Genomic DNA, 14,480 nt, shown 5'->3' with positions numbered 1-14,480 from the left:
TAGAGCTAAAATTAGATGAATATTGATATTTCTGAACTCCTTGAACCCATTAGCGATAGCTTACCTTGTGGTGATGACTTTTCATTTTCTAATGAATTTCATGAAATAAAAAAAGCGAAAACACAAGATGATTTATTGCTAGATCAAGGTGATTGGGTTGCTGAACGCAAACAGGCCGACTGGGACTTTGTATCAAATAAAACGAGTGTTTTGCTAAAAGAGAATACAAAAGATATTCGTCTATTAACTTGGCTCTTGGAAGCTTGGAGTCATCTTTATGGTTTTGATGGTATGGCTAAAGGTTTAACCTTAAGTCATACCATGTTGAATCAATATTGGCAGGAAATTCACCCTGTCATTGAAGATGATGACTTAGATCAGCGCATTGGGTTATTACAGGGTTTAATTAATCAACTTCCGATGTTGTTAAAGAAAGTTTCTTTAACCAATACAGCTCCTTATTATAATTTGCTTGATTACGATAATTTTCTATATCACGAAAATGTTCGCCGTAAACAAACTGAAGATTACGATAGTCAGTCGGGACCATCGGAGTTAGAACAATTCGATCAAGCTATTTTTAATACGTCTAAAACTTTTCAATATTCTAATTATCAAGATTTTAGTTCAGTGTTAACTGAATGGGATGTTTTAAAGCAAACTCTTGACCATTTAATGGGTCTAGATTCGCCGAGTTTTGGTGCAATTGATTCAGCATTTGAAACCATTCACAGCACATTACGCAAGATTTATAAAGCAGAAGCTTTTGGTACTGGGCTTGCGCCAATCCAAGAACAGGCTGCTGTTATTACAAGCTCATCTATGGAAAATCAAGTGCCTGTACAAGTTGTTTCAGATCAGCCTGCTTTTCAGCCTCAAGCACAAACACACTTGGCGAATCGTGAGCAAGCAATGAAAGTGTTGCAAGAAATCGCGGATTACTTTCAAGCAAACGAGCCTCATAGCCCTGTGAGTTATATGCTTCAAAAAACCATTAAATGGAGTCAAATGCCGTTACATGAATGGTTAGCCCAAGTCATTAAAGATGAGCATCCATTACAAATGGTTCAGGAAATGTTAGGTGTACAGCCTAAAAATGAATACGAATAAAGATTGGTAAAGACATATGTTTAAAGCTGAAAAAGTCCTGTGGGGCGAAGGTTTATTTTTAAGACCTCAACATTTCCAAATTCAAGATACCTATCATGAACAACGGTTGAATCATACGGTTCGGGCAGTTGTGCCTTTTTCGTATGGTATTCAGAAATTAAATTTCGATGAGGCTCAATTGAGCACACATATTCTTGCTCTAGAGTCTGTAGAGATGATCTGGCAAGACGGTGAAATTTATCAGGCACCGGCATATGATCTATTGCCTGAGCCAATTTTATTAGATGATCTTAATTTACGTGGTGAGATGCTAATCTATTTAGCATTGCCGATTTTACAAGCAAATAAGCAAAATCTAATTGATCAAAACCAAGCGCAAAAGGGCAGATATCAATCTCACCTTGTTGAAACACATGATCTATTCACTAATGCAACCGAAGCAGATATTAGTTTGTTACGCCGTCGTGCTGTTTTTAAACTATTAGATGTACATAGTAATCCTGACCATAATTTAGATGGTTTCTTATATCTGCCTATTGGAAAAATTAAGCGTCAAAGCTCAGGTGCTTTTGAAATTGATCGAAAATTTATTCCACCAATTTTGCATGTGGATGCCTCTGAAACACTCATTTCAAATTTAAAAAGAACACTGAATGTTATTAAGGCAAAAATTAAGACGATTCAAACCAATAACAGGGAAAATGAACAGAAGTTAATTGAATTTCGTTCAGGTGATATTGTTTCATTTTGGTTAGTGAATGCATTAAATACAGCTTATGCTGGTCTAAATCATTTTGTGCAATATCCACAAATCCATCCAGAGCGTTTGTTCTTTGAATTATTGCGTTTAGCAGGTTCATTATTAACTTTCTCGACGGCCTATGATGTTGATCAATTACCTGCCTATAAACATCATAATTTACAAGAAAGTTTTTCGCAGTTAGATACGATTTTGCGTGATTTACTCGATACGATTATTTCGAGTCGATACATCAGTATTGCACTTAAAGAAATCCGACCTTCATATTGGGTGGGAAGTCTTGAGACCGATAAGATTACTCGAGACACTCGACTTTATATTGCAGTATCAAGTAGTGCAATGCAGACACATGAGTTGATTCAGATCGTACCTTTACGATTCAAAATCGGTAGTACTTTAGATGTAGAGCAACGTGTGGTTGCTGCATTGCCTGCAATTCCATTGCATCACTTAATTCAAGTTCCAACTGCTATCCCTGTACGCTCTGGTGTGAGCTATTTTGAAATTGAACCGCATCACGAGCTATACCAACGCATGTTAGATTCAGAGACGATTTGTATTTATGTTCCGGCTGGTTTCCAAGATATCAGTATTGAACTGATTGCGGTCATGAACGCTTAACGATAAAGGAGAGAAAAATGTCACAATCCACAGGTGCTCCTTCTTTATTTGATGATGGGCAAATTGGAACAGGCGGGGGCAATAATAGCCAGTCTCAAGCAAAACTGCAGGCAATCAATCTTATTGATTTATTGCATGATGGGTTTTATTTGGTTTTTTTGATTCGAAATCAGTATGTACCAGCAGATGCGCAGCGGTTTCGTGAAAAAATCTTAAATTTACTTAATCAATTTGAGCAACAAGCCAAAAAGTTGCAATTTTCAGCTGATGATATTCATGATGCTAAATATGCATTTTGTGCTTTGATTGATGAAACGATCGTAACGCAACAAGACGCGAGTTATTTTAATTTGCAAAATGCTTGGTTAATTAGCCCGTTACAATTGAGCTTATTTGGCTCTCAGTTAGCGGGTTATCGTTTCTTTGAAATATTGGAACAATTACGTAGCCGTGGAAAAGAACGTCTAGCTGCTTTAGAAGTATTTCATTACTGCCTTTTATTAGGTTTTCAGGGTAAGTACCGAATCGAATCTACGGAAAGTCTCAACCACTTAGTATCACGAGTGGGTGACGAAATTGATTATTTGAAAGGGAAAAAGCTCGCATTTTCGCCGTTCTCGGCAATTCCAGATCAGATCCGAAATATTATTCATCGCGAAGTACCATTCTTCTGGATTTTGATCTTTTTATTGATTTTTGCATTACTTACCTTTGCAGGACTAAGATTTATGCTGAACAATCAAAATGATAAAGCATTATCTAATTATCAAAATGTGATTTCTGCTCCTCAAGAGCAAGCACATATTACAATTTATTTACCTTGATGATGGTACGAAATGGCTCAGGAAAAACCAACTTCTATTCGAGTTTTACAGTCGAATAAAAAAAAGCCGAAATCACCAATACTTTATATTGTCATTGGTGTTATTGCCGGGGTGTTTGTAAGCATCTCGCTATTCCTGTTCTTGTCTCAACCGCATTCGTCAGAATCAGCAGCAATTGAGAGTAAATCAACAGAAGAACAGACTTTAAATCAAGAAACGGTTCATTCTTCTGATGAACAAAATCAGGTTGCTGTAAGTCAAGACAATGAAACAGATTCAATGAGCCGTGATGGCTTTGAACAACCTAAAGATAATGAATTAAGTAGTATCTTTAAACCTGTTCCGCATAAGTCCGCTACTACTAATGAACAGCGAGTTTCTCCATTTGACGAACAGCTCACGGGTGAAAAGAAAGTTCAGGTTGTGCCTCAACTACAGACGGGTGCAGCTAAAACGGCTCAACCGAAGGTACAGCCAGCTCAACAAAAGCCAGTGAGTAAACCGCAACAGCAACAAGTAGCGCAGACTAAACCTGTTGTTGAGAATAAAGCTCCAGCCGAACCAGAAGCTGAGGTTGAACCACCTAAGGCATCGGTAGATATTAAAATTACACGAAGTCCTTTTGCTGTGAATTAATGAACTGATGATGATTTTTCTCATTTTCTTTTGCTTTACATGCTTGGCAATTGGTTTAGCGTTTTTAATGTCCTATGAGCTAAGGAGTAGAAGCAAAGATTTTGTTTTGTCATTACTGCCACAAGGCCGTAAGCAGCTTAATCAAGTTAGACAATTTGCTCAAACAATGAATCAGGCAGCTGCGCCTGAAAAGCTACAATCCCATTGGCATTTACAGCAGTGGTGGATTGTCATTGCAGGCTTTTTCTTGTTTGCCAGTATTTTAGTGTTTGCTTTTACTCGACCTATTAGTTCAACTCGAATTGAGGCTGAATATCTGAAAAAAACAGATCCTCAAATTTATGCACTTTTGAATGGTGAAATCCTATCGCCACCGCCAGAAGTGGATGAAAGCCTAATTGAGGCTGCGATTGTAGAGGCTACCCAATTAGAGCAACAATATTCCTCTCAAAATAGTGGCGCTATTAATTCTTCACCTATTGATAATGCGAGTTTCGATGGGCGAGCTATTTTAGATACCAGTCTAGTAGATCGTAAATGGAGCAAAATGAACCCACGTTATAAGCAGCGTTTACTCATGGTCTTTAAAATCATGAAAGAACAGTATGGTTATGAGTTGGTTTTATTAGAAGGTTATCGTAGTCCTACTCGTCAGAATATGCTGGCAGGTAATCCGAATACGACCAGAGCAAAAGGGTATCAGAGTTATCATCAATTTGGTTTGGCGGCAGATGTAGCCTTTAAACGAAATGGAAAAGTGGTTATTTCTGAAAGAGACCCGTGAGCTATGCAAGGTTATCGTTTATATGGACAAGTTGCTGAATCGGTTGGTCTCACGTGGGGTGGACGTTGGAAATCTATCCAAGATTATGGGCATACTGAATTCCGTATGCCGGGATTAAGAAAAACTCAAGAAATGGCAGAAAAACTCATTGCCGAAAGTTTGAATGATATAAATTAAAAAGAGAAAAATATGTTTACGGAACCTAAAATACAGGACATTAAAATCGATTCAGTGATTAGTCCGAAACAAATCGCAAAATTATATTTTAAGCCTAAAGCGTTTTTCTTAATGTTCGCGAAATTAGATATGCAGTATATCCATTTCGCGACTTATCTCGTTGCTGTCTTTTTTGTTATGGATCGAATTGATACAAAGCTCATTAAGGCTTTGGCCTCAGATCATCCAAATTATGCTTCATATTCTTTTATTTTAGATCATTGGCTTAACTATTGGATTTGTGTTGCAGCAATTGGTGTGGTTGCTTCATTTATTACATGGTTCTTCTATGGTTGGTGGTATGAAATCCGTTTGAAATGGTGTGGTGTACAGAACCCAGATATCGCTTTGGTTCGTCAGGCCAATATTATGCAATGGTTTGTTGCCGCCTTTCCTGTAATTGTTATTACTGTTATTCAAACATTTATTTATGATAGTTATTTAGATACATTTTTTAGTGAAGAGATTTGGTCTGGTTTAATCATTTTATTTTTTAGCATTTATTCCTGTTGGGTGAGTTATGTTGCTGCAAAAATAGTATTTTCAGCAAATAAGCGTGCAATTTTATGGTTTTTGGCTTTACCTTTGGTATTTTATACTTTTGCTCTTATTGCAATGTTTAGTGTATTTGCAGGAAACTGATTTCGCTCAAGCTAATTTTTTAGCTATGAATATGAGTGAGAGAACCCGCTTTACATTTCATTTGAGTCTATCTCATATTCGAATGAGTAGTAGACCATATCAATATGATTAGCCAATTGAGCTTTTTATGATTTCATCTTTAAAACGTTTGGCTCTATTTAATCAAGGCTTAGGAAAGATTAGCCCATTTGCAAAAGGTGTGGATGGAACTTTACAGGCTATTGAGCATTTGGGTTATGTGCAGATTGATACCATATCGGTCGTTGAGCGCGCTCATCACCATATATTGTGGAGTCGAGTGCCTGATTATGATTTAAGTCATTTAAATAATTTGGTTCGAGAGCGTCAGATTTTTGAATATTGGTATCATGCGGCGTCTTATCTTCCTATGAAAGACTACCGTTATGCACTGCCTGCCATGATGTCGGTCAGAAAAGGGGAAAGCCGTTATTTCAATAGAGGTGATCAACATCTCATGAATGAAATTCTAGCCCGTGTTCGTGCGGAGGGTAGAATTCGACTACGAGATATTGATAAGAATAATAAAAAGAATTTGGGTGGTTGGTGGAATACAGGCCCAGGCCGCCGTGCTTTTGAGCAATTATATATGCAGGGGGACCTGATGATCTGTGAGCGTAACGGTATGGAAAAAGTCTATGATTTGACCGAACGCTGCTTACCTGAAAATATTGATTTAAGTCTGCCTACGCTTCATGAATATGCGCAGTATTTATTTAATACAACGCTTCGAGCACATGGCGCATTTACATGGAAGCAATTGGTTCATTTAAAGGGAAAAGATTTAAAAGAAACTATGCGTGTTGTGCTGAAGGAACAAATTGACGCAGGTGTAGTGTCAGCAATTCAGCTTACTGATGGGCAAACTCTATATGTTGATGTAGCTGCAATAGAACAAAAAGTGAATACTGATTTTGGATTAAAAATACTTTCGCCTTTTGATAACTCGCTGATTCATCGTGACCGCTTAACATCTTTATTTGAATTTGATTATCGGATCGAATGCTATGTGCCAGCGGCCAAACGGGTATTTGGTTATTTTTGCTTACCTATTCTTTATCAAGATGAGCTAGTGGGCCGCATAGATTGCAAAGCACATCGGACAGTAAAAGAGTTAGAAGTCATTAGTCTACATCTAGAAAAAACAATCAAAGATAAAGAGCTTTTCTTTTTTGAATTAGAGCAAGAGATCAAGCGCTTTGCAGAATTTAATCAATGCACCATCATTAATGACAAAGTCATAAAGCTCATTCGCTAAGGTGTAAGCAGGGAACTATGTTGGTCTTAAATAAAATTTATTTAAGATAAAACACCAAAAGAATTAAAGCTTTTGGTGTTTGTAATTGGTTTAGATTAAAGGCATACGATATTCAATTATTCCTGGTTTTTGTGCAATCCAGTCGTAGAGTTTTTGAGCCGTGTGATTGGTTTCTTGAGTGTGCCAATATAAACGGTCACAGTTATGCTCGATTGCTTGCTTCTGTACATATTCAATGAGTTGCTTACCAATGTATTGACCACGAACTTCAGATGAAACAAACAGGTCTTCTAGATAACAATAATTATTCTCTGCCCACGTTGAACGATGAATAACATAATGCACAATTCCTAAAACTTGCTCGCCTTGTTTGGCAACAGCACAATAAACGGGTTCATTTTCATCGAAAAAGCGTTCCCAAGTCACTTTGGTGACATGAAGGGGTAAATTTACCTGATAGAAATTTTGATAAGCAAGCCAATATTTTTCCCATTGTGAATAGTCCTGCTGCTGAACAGGGACAATCTGAATATCTTGATTTTGCATAATAATTACACTCTGTTTTAAAGTTCTGGAAAATCGAAAACAAGAGTGTAGTTTTGATAGTGGTATTTTTATAAGATACACTTTTGATATTTTCTACAGTACCAGTTTGTTATGGCAACTTCGATTTCTGCATCTTTTCCACATTTAATTTTGCCAAAGGGCCAGATTAAATATGGACTATATTCTGCTTTGCGTGATGCTATTTTAGATGGAAGACTTAGTGCTGGAACAAAATTACCCTCAAGTCGTGCCCTAGCAGAGATGATGTCGATTTCACGGAATTCTGTATTGGCTGCGCTTGAGCGGTTACTCGATGAAGGATACTTATTTACCAAACCAAGTTCTGGTACTTATGTTGCTGAGGTTGTGCCAGATCAGTTAATACATATCCAAGAAAATTCAAAAAAAACTATGCTAACCAATCATCCTTCCTTGAATATTAATCCGAATTTTGAAGGTTTATTAACTTCATGGCGAGAACAGTCATGGTCGACTCCAAAGAAAAAAATGTTCCATGTAGGAGTTGGGTGTATTGATTTATTTCCTCATCAGCTTTGGGGCAAGTTATTAAATCAAGCTTGGCGGCAGTCATATTATCAACTGGGCCAATTTCATGACTCGCGGGGCTATTTACCATTGCGTCAGGCAATCTGTGAGTATGTCCGTTCCACCCGAGGACTGAATTGCAATGAACAGCAAATCATTATTGTAAATGGGACGCAGCAGGCAATTCATTTAGCTGGCTACGCTTTACTTCAAGCAAATGATGAGGTGTGCCTAGATGAACCAGGCTACGACGCAGCTTTTAATATTTTTCGAAGTTTTGGTGCTCAGGTAAATTTGATCGAGAGTGATGAGGAGGGAATGCGAATCTCTGACATTACAGATCATTATTCAAAAAGCAAACTTGTTTATACCGCACCCTCACATCAGTTTCCTGTAGGTGGAACTTTAAGTTTAGCTCGCCGTTTTGCGTTACTCGATTGGGCATCTCAACAAGGGAAATGGATTTTTGAAGATGATTATAATAGTGAGTTTCGCTATGGCACACACCCCATTCAAGCTCTACAAGGTTTAGATCAGCAGCAAAGAGTTATTTACTCTGGTACTTTTACCAAAATGATGTTCCCTGAGTTTCGGTTAGGATTCATGGTTGTGCCTGAAACATTGATTGAAACCTTTAGTGCGGCCAAATATTATACGGATGTTCGAAGTTCTTATTTAGAGCAGGTGGCTTTGTCTCTATTTATACAAAAAGGCCACTATGCTCGGCACGTGCGTAAAGTTAGAAAAGCATGCCATGAGCGTCAACAAGCATTGATTAAAGCTATTGATGAGCATCTTTCAGATGTGCTCGACGTTCAACCAACCGATTCAGGTATCCATGCCGTGTGCTGGTTAAAAGGCACGTGGACAGAGCAAGAATTTATTGATCAGTGCTCAGCTCTAAACTTAGCTGTTCAGCCGTTATCAAGATATTGTCAGATGCCAAACAAGAAGGCGGCTGTACTTATTGGCTATGCAGCCCACACACCTAATGAAATTATTGAAAACATTCAAAAAATTGCACAATATTTAAAAGCTAAATAATAGCCTAAGTTATGCTATTTACACAAATTTAATCATTATTCAAATACTTAAATGCAAATTTTTATGATGATAAATTGGTTATATGAAAATAGGAATGCTATTAAAATTTTTAAAAATTAATTTTAATTAATATTATTTTAAGCTAGCACAATTAATCTAACTACATCAAAGCTTATTTAGTACACCTTTTAGCCACATTCTCCAGATGTGGCTCTTTTTTTATAAAAAATAAATATAGCTAAGAACAAATTAATTAATTTTTTAAGAGAAGTAAAAATTAATCTTCTTCCATGGCATTACTGTAAAACTTAACACCTAGTTTAATACGATCACGCCCATTACCCATACGCCAGCGGTTAGTATCTCGTAAAGAATATACACAGCCACAATATTCTTGCTGATAAAATTCTTCTCGTTTACTGATTTCAATCATACGGCTTGAGCCACCATTTTTACGCCAGTTATAGTCCCAGTACTGAATTTCAGGATAGTGAGCAGCAGCGCGAATTCCGCAGTCATTGATTTGCGCCATATTTTTCCAACGAGAAATTCCTAGCGAACTACTGATGAGACTAAAGCCGTGTTCATGTGCGTAAAGGGCAGTTCGTTCAAATCTCATATCAAAACACATGGTACAACGAATGCCGCGTTCAGGTTCATCTTCCATCCCTTTTGCTCGGGCAAACCAGTTGTCAGTGTCATAGTCTGCATCGATAAATGGAATATTATGCTTTTCTGCAAAACGAATATTTTCTTCTTTGCGGATTAAATATTCTTTTACTGGATGAATATTAGGATTATAAAAAAATATTGAAAATTTAATTTCTGAGTCGATTAATGCTTCCATAACTTCTCCTGAACAAGGAGCGCAACAAGAGTGAAGTAATAATTGATCGTGTCCAGAAGGGAGTTCTAATTTTAAACGTTGAGTTGACATAATAAAAAAATTAAATTGTAATGCTATTAATTATATATTTATTTTTTATATAATGTGAAATGAATTATTTTCAATTTTACTGTGAAATTAATTTAATATTTTAAAAAAATCTATTGTTATATTTAAGGTTAAGTTAAATTTTGATAGTTAAATAAAAGTGGTTTTTATATTAAGGTAAGATTTGTGGTTATATTTAAAATTATTGCTAAATATACTATATAATTAAGTAAATTATGGATGGGTTTTATATATTAAAAAATAATAAGCCTTAAATATTTTTTATAAGTGGTTGATGTATCTGAATATAATTTGAAATTTTTATTGTGATATGTATCACAAATAAACCTTATTTTTTCATTTAAAATATTTCTTTAGATTTGTATCTTTAATAAATCTATACTATAAAATTCAGTGTGTTTTTTTAATTTAAGCGTGTGATAATTTGAGATATGGAAGATTGGCAATGTAAGTATTGTAATGGTTACATTATGGTTAATCATTCAAAGATCGGTGTAGGAGAAAAAGTTTACTTTTTGGTATATAAATTTGACGCAAAGAATGAAAGGAAAAAATTATATAAAAAGGGAGTTGTGGTTGCCCGTTACGATAATATATTACACATTGAGTCACGTAAAAAAACTTATAAGATCGAGCAGATAAAAGTCTATCCATTAGGTGCACCCATGCCTTTCGTTTACAACATGTTTTGGATTTGTGGATGTCCGTTTACTCTACAAAACTAATTTCTTAAATTTAAATGACAGCAATTTATTTTATAGATTAAATTAATTATCAGATCCATTTTGTCATCAGCTTTTACAGATAAGACCTATACCTTGGGGAGAGTAGTTCATAGCGTATAAGAAAATCTCTGTTATTTATTTGACAAAATAAAAGCGCTCTCTTATAAACCTCAAGTAAAGTTGAGGTCAATCATGATGAGTGAAAATAAAAAAGCTGACTCTAGTCGAGTTTTGACTGTGGGTGAAGTTGCAAAAAGGAGTGGAGTTCCTGTTTCGACCCTACATTTTTATGAAACGAAAGGGCTTATAAAAAGTATAAGAACAAATGGTAATCAACGTCGGTATCCCTTAATTATTTTAAGATATATTGCGATTATTAAAGTCGCTCAAAGAGTGGGTATTCCTTTAAATGAAATTAAAGAGGCTTTAAGTCAGTATCCTGTGGGTAGCAAATTAACAGCCAAGCAATGGAAAGATCTATCAAGTCATTGGCGAGAAAATCTGGATGATCGAATTCAAAAATTAACTCGTTTAAGAGATGAAATGGACTGGTGCATTGGCTGCGGCTGTTTATCATTAGAGCAATGTCCATTAAGAAATCCTGAAGATATTTTAGGGCTAGAAGGATCGGGGCCACGAATTTTAGAAAGACCTGAATAGAATATTTCAAAAATAGCTTTTAATTGGGAATATCTTAATTTCCAATAAATTAAATTTATTTTGCTAGAACATTCAAGTGAGTTTTTTATTGTAAAGAAGCGACATGAAATATGAAATTTTTTGATATCTTTAGTTTTTTTAGTAAGAAGCAAAAAATTATGAAAAAAATTCTCTTTCTTGGCTTGGCACTTGTTTCATTAACGGCTTGCTCGTCTGTACAACATAAAGATCCGACTCCACCAAAAATTGGTTCACCAAATCCAGCTAGTCAATATTGTGTTGAACAAGGTGGAAAATTAGAAATTAGAAATGAAGCAAATGGTCAGGTCGGCTATTGTCATTTACCAAATGGCCAAGTCGTAGAAGAATGGAAATTATTCCGTGAAAATCAAGCCAACTGTGTAGCAGAAGAGGCTCAAAAATTAGTGGGGCAATCAGGTCTTACTGATGATCAAATTAAACAAAAGACTCAATCAGAAATTGTGCGTAAAGTTGCTCCAGGTCAACCAATGACCATGGATTATCGTACAAACCGAGTTACAGTCACCATTGATCCAGCTTCTAAAAAAATTACGAACGCAACTTGTGGCTAACTTTTAATTAAAAGCTAATAGACCGAATTTTGAAATAAAAAAGCCTGCTGAAATGCGGGCTTTTTTGTGACTTTAATTTTTAGAAGAATGAATTACGGGATAATCTTTTTGTTGAGGCAGTTGTTGTAAAGCCTTGTTAATATTGATTAGAAAAATATCAACTTTATCTTGGCTTGAATTGTTGGTGTTGTACGAAGCTCTTTCTTGATAGTTAATTCCGCATCCAATAATTTTCATATTTGCAGGATTAAAACTCCAGTCATTTTTATTTTTGATCGAGATATCTAAATCACTATCACATTCTTTCCAGAGTTTTAAAAATTGATTGGAATATGTGGCAGGAACTTCTTGGGCTCGGTAGGCGGTAAATCCCTGCATTTCCGAATTAGCAAATTGAAGCAGATGATTTGTGGGCATTCCACCCCAAAGAATAGCAGTATCTTTTGGTAGTTTTATCGAAGTTATATTTTCTTCTTTAAGTGGAGCAGTTTGTTCATTTTTCTGTTTTGACTTTTGAGATTTATAAACCAGTTTTGTTCCAACTGGAACAGTTACACCTTTGGCTTGAGTTATTTGGGTCGTATAGAAATAAGGCGAATCATCACGGTTACAACCTGTTGGGTTATAGCAGCCAATACATCCACTTAAGAATAAAACTGGAAAGCTTAAAACACTCAATCTTACAATGCGACTCATTTTTCTTCTCTTTCATTATTTCTATAAATTTAATATATCAGGCTTTAAATCAATAATAAAAAAAGCCTCTAGCGGACTAGAGGCTGAAAAACATCAGATGCGGTAACAGGTGAATTATGCATCTGAGTTAAGTAGGTTGTATCAAACCATGTAAAACACTTTACCAGCAAAAATGAATAAAAATAGAGAGGTGCGACTAATGGCTAATATTTGTGGTTTTTTATTTATACAAATTGGCATACTTATTTAAAGACTATTTCTAGAACATCTATTAGGGAGATAAAAGCTCCACAATTTATGTCTTTGATTAAACCGATTAATGTTGATGGTTCAACCGTTGTCTTTTTGCGCTGCTAGCCAATAGTTATTCGTGATTTGTACCAGACTTAATGATAGTTTTAGAGTTATCCGAAAGGACACAATAACGACGAACAAACGAATAATAATGAATTGAAGGTAGGAACCCGTGTTTATAAGTGTATTTGATCTTTTTAAAATTGGTGTAGGCCCATCTAGCTCCCATACAGTTGGACCAATGCGAGCAGCATATAGTTTTGTGGATGATTTAGTTAAGCAAAATGATCTCCAAACGACGTTTCGAGTTCAGATTAAGTTATATGGTTCGCTTGCAGCAACTGGTGTTGGTCATGCGACAGATAAAGCTATTCTTTTAGGATTAATGGGTTTTGACCCTGAACATATCGATACTCAAGTAAGTACAAGTTTGATTGAAAATGTTCTTGAAAATAAAACGATCCAGCTCGATCAGCAAAAGAGTATTTCTTTTGACTATAAGTGTGATTTGCTTTTTTTAGATGAATCTTTGCCTCATCACCCAAATGCAATGGAACTGATTGCTTATAACGAGGCGAAAGAAATTTTATATGCTGAAACGTATTACTCGATTGGTGGTGGTTTTATTGTTAGCCAAAGGCAATTAACACAAACCCAGTCTGAGACTGGTGAAATTAAGGTTCCATATCCATTTCATAGTGCGGCTGAACTTTTAAGCTTATGTAAAACTCATCATTTATCAGTTAGTGAGTTAATGCTTGAAAATGAGAAAAGCTGGTGTAGTGAAAGTGAGATTCGTGCCAAGATTATGGATATATGGAAAGTGATGCAGCAATGTATTCACAATGGATTAATTAATGAAGGAATATTACCAGGCGGATTAAATGTAAAACGTCGGGCTAAAAAAATTCACGATAAGTTATTAAATAAGAAAAACTCAAACCTGATTGTGACTACTTTTCATGCCATGGAGTGGGTCAATTTATTTGCGTTGGCGGTAAATGAAGAAAATGCTGCTGGCGGTCGAGTAGTGACAGCTCCCACAAATGGTGCAGCAGGGATAATTCCGGCAGTTTTATATTATTATGTGACTTTTTCTAAAGACTTTTCAGAAGACAAAGTGCTTCGTTTTTTTCTAAGTGCGGCGGCAGTTGGGATTTTATGTAAGCTCAATGCATCTATTTCTGGTGCAGAAGTAGGATGTCAGGGCGAAGTAGGCTCAGCTTGTGCGATGGCTTCGGCGGGCTTAGCCGAGATTTTAGGTGCATCACCTGAACAAGTAGAACATGCGGCTGAAATCGGGCTTGAACATAACTTGGGTTTAACGTGTGACCCGATTGGTGGCTTGGTTCAGGTACCTTGCATTGAGCGCAATGCAATTGCTGCTGTAAAAGCCATTAATGCAGCGCAAATGGCACTTCATGATGAGGGGGAGCATTTTGTGACGCTAGATAAAGTCATTCAGACAATGAAAGAAACTGGCAAGGATATGTCATATAAATACAAAGAAACCTCAAAAGGTGGACTCGCTGTTAACGCCATTGAGTGCTAA

General features: G+C 36.1%; 14 protein-coding genes and 1 pseudogene. 12 read left to right on the top strand and 3 right to left on the bottom strand.

What is annotated here, in order from left to right; translation table 11 throughout:
- Positions 1-15 precede the first annotated feature (15 nt).
- From tssA to F936_RS12425, 7 genes and pseudogenes are all read left to right on the top strand, one after another.
- The gene (gene tssA, locus F936_RS12455) at positions 16-1,110 is read left to right on the top strand and encodes a type VI secretion system protein TssA (protein ID WP_005047738.1); all 1,095 of its coding nucleotides are present in this window, start codon (positions 16-18) and stop codon (positions 1,108-1,110) included.
- A 16-nt stretch (positions 1,111-1,126) separates the two neighbouring features.
- On the top strand, positions 1,127-2,491 hold the full coding sequence (gene tssK / locus F936_RS12450; protein ID WP_005047735.1) for a type VI secretion system baseplate subunit TssK: 1,365 nt from the start codon (positions 1,127-1,129) through the stop codon (positions 2,489-2,491).
- Positions 2,492-2,508: 17 nt separating this feature from the next.
- Positions 2,509-3,315, top strand: coding sequence for a type IVB secretion system protein IcmH/DotU (gene icmH / locus F936_RS12445; RefSeq protein ID WP_005047732.1), 807 nt, complete (start codon positions 2,509-2,511; stop codon positions 3,313-3,315).
- Between the two features lie 12 nt (positions 3,316-3,327).
- Complete coding sequence (locus F936_RS12440; protein ID WP_005047729.1) at positions 3,328-3,951, top strand: hypothetical protein; 624 nt, start codon at positions 3,328-3,330, stop codon at positions 3,949-3,951.
- A gap of 7 nt (positions 3,952-3,958) precedes the next feature.
- Positions 3,959-4,912: pseudogene (locus F936_RS12435) on the top strand (M15 family metallopeptidase).
- 12 nt (positions 4,913-4,924) lie between these two features.
- Entirely contained in the window at positions 4,925-5,593 is a 669-nt protein-coding gene (locus F936_RS12430; protein WP_005047721.1) for a hypothetical protein, read from the top strand.
- Between the two features lie 127 nt (positions 5,594-5,720).
- A complete protein-coding gene (locus F936_RS12425) occupies positions 5,721-6,869 on the top strand; it encodes a winged helix-turn-helix domain-containing protein (RefSeq protein ID WP_005047719.1) in 1,149 nt (382 codons plus the stop codon).
- A 90-nt stretch (positions 6,870-6,959) separates the two neighbouring features.
- Here the strand turns inward: F936_RS12425 and F936_RS12420 are convergent, their stop codons facing one another.
- The gene (locus F936_RS12420; RefSeq protein ID WP_005047717.1) at positions 6,960-7,415 is read right to left on the bottom strand and encodes a GNAT family N-acetyltransferase; all 456 of its coding nucleotides are present in this window, start codon (positions 7,413-7,415) and stop codon (positions 6,960-6,962) included.
- A gap of 111 nt (positions 7,416-7,526) precedes the next feature.
- Between F936_RS12420 and pdxR the strand changes: the two genes are divergently transcribed.
- Positions 7,527-9,005: a MocR-like pyridoxine biosynthesis transcription factor PdxR gene (gene pdxR / locus F936_RS12415; RefSeq protein WP_005047715.1), complete on the top strand. Its 1,479-nt coding sequence runs from the start codon at positions 7,527-7,529 to the stop codon at positions 9,003-9,005.
- Positions 9,006-9,282: 277 nt separating this feature from the next.
- Here pdxR and F936_RS12410 read toward each other — a convergent pair whose 3' ends face one another.
- Positions 9,283-9,942 carry an epoxyqueuosine reductase QueH gene (locus tag F936_RS12410; RefSeq protein WP_003651086.1) on the bottom strand — a complete coding sequence of 220 codons (660 nt, stop codon included), beginning with the start codon at positions 9,940-9,942 and terminating at the stop codon, positions 9,283-9,285.
- Positions 9,943-10,391: 449 nt separating this feature from the next.
- On the opposite strand from F936_RS12410, the gene F936_RS12405 reads away from it, so the two are divergent.
- The 3 genes from F936_RS12405 to F936_RS12395 all read left to right on the top strand — a co-directional run bounded on the left by F936_RS12405 (position 10,392) and on the right by F936_RS12395 (position 11,938).
- Positions 10,392-10,685, top strand: coding sequence for a hypothetical protein (locus F936_RS12405; RefSeq protein ID WP_003651095.1), 294 nt, complete (start codon positions 10,392-10,394; stop codon positions 10,683-10,685).
- A gap of 192 nt (positions 10,686-10,877) precedes the next feature.
- Positions 10,878-11,345 (top strand): redox-sensitive transcriptional activator SoxR, encoded by a 468-nt coding sequence (gene soxR, locus F936_RS12400; protein WP_005047710.1) that lies wholly within the window; start codon positions 10,878-10,880, stop codon positions 11,343-11,345.
- A gap of 158 nt (positions 11,346-11,503) precedes the next feature.
- A complete protein-coding gene (locus tag F936_RS12395) occupies positions 11,504-11,938 on the top strand; it encodes an I78 family peptidase inhibitor (protein ID WP_005047708.1) in 435 nt (144 codons plus the stop codon).
- A 72-nt stretch (positions 11,939-12,010) separates the two neighbouring features.
- Here the strand turns inward: F936_RS12395 and F936_RS12390 are convergent, their stop codons facing one another.
- On the bottom strand, positions 12,011-12,634 hold the full coding sequence (locus tag F936_RS12390; protein ID WP_005047707.1) for a hypothetical protein: 624 nt from the start codon (positions 12,632-12,634) through the stop codon (positions 12,011-12,013).
- Positions 12,635-13,100: 466 nt separating this feature from the next.
- Between F936_RS12390 and F936_RS12385 the strand changes: the two genes are divergently transcribed.
- Positions 13,101-14,480, top strand: a complete 1,380-nt coding sequence (locus F936_RS12385) for an L-serine ammonia-lyase (protein ID WP_005047704.1) — start codon at positions 13,101-13,103, stop codon at positions 14,478-14,480.

This window comes from Acinetobacter calcoaceticus DSM 30006 = CIP 81.8 (assembly GCF_000368965.1).
Classification (GTDB): Bacteria; Pseudomonadota; Gammaproteobacteria; order Pseudomonadales; family Moraxellaceae; genus Acinetobacter; species Acinetobacter calcoaceticus.
The sequence above is the reverse complement of the archived record's forward strand: the minus strand, read 5'-3'. Positions and strand labels throughout refer to the sequence as shown.

Coding starts and splice junctions, on each gene's coding strand:
- icmH (WP_005047732.1), top strand. CDS start 2,509: ATGTCACAATCCACAGGTGCTCCTTCTTTATTTGATGATGGGCAAATT.
- F936_RS12410 (WP_003651086.1), bottom strand. CDS start 9,942: ATGTCAACTCAACGTTTAAAATTAGAACTCCCTTCTGGACACGATCAA.
- tssA (WP_005047738.1), top strand. CDS start 16: ATGAATATTGATATTTCTGAACTCCTTGAACCCATTAGCGATAGCTTA.
- F936_RS12430 (WP_005047721.1), top strand. CDS start 4,925: ATGTTTACGGAACCTAAAATACAGGACATTAAAATCGATTCAGTGATT.
- F936_RS12440 (WP_005047729.1), top strand. CDS start 3,328: ATGGCTCAGGAAAAACCAACTTCTATTCGAGTTTTACAGTCGAATAAA.
- F936_RS12425 (WP_005047719.1), top strand. CDS start 5,721: ATGATTTCATCTTTAAAACGTTTGGCTCTATTTAATCAAGGCTTAGGA.
- F936_RS12395 (WP_005047708.1), top strand. CDS start 11,504: ATGAAAAAAATTCTCTTTCTTGGCTTGGCACTTGTTTCATTAACGGCT.
- F936_RS12390 (WP_005047707.1), bottom strand. CDS start 12,634: ATGAGTCGCATTGTAAGATTGAGTGTTTTAAGCTTTCCAGTTTTATTC.
- F936_RS12420 (WP_005047717.1), bottom strand. CDS start 7,415: ATGCAAAATCAAGATATTCAGATTGTCCCTGTTCAGCAGCAGGACTAT.
- pdxR (WP_005047715.1), top strand. CDS start 7,527: ATGGCAACTTCGATTTCTGCATCTTTTCCACATTTAATTTTGCCAAAG.
- tssK (WP_005047735.1), top strand. CDS start 1,127: ATGTTTAAAGCTGAAAAAGTCCTGTGGGGCGAAGGTTTATTTTTAAGA.
- soxR (WP_005047710.1), top strand. CDS start 10,878: ATGATGAGTGAAAATAAAAAAGCTGACTCTAGTCGAGTTTTGACTGTG.
- F936_RS12405 (WP_003651095.1), top strand. CDS start 10,392: ATGGAAGATTGGCAATGTAAGTATTGTAATGGTTACATTATGGTTAAT.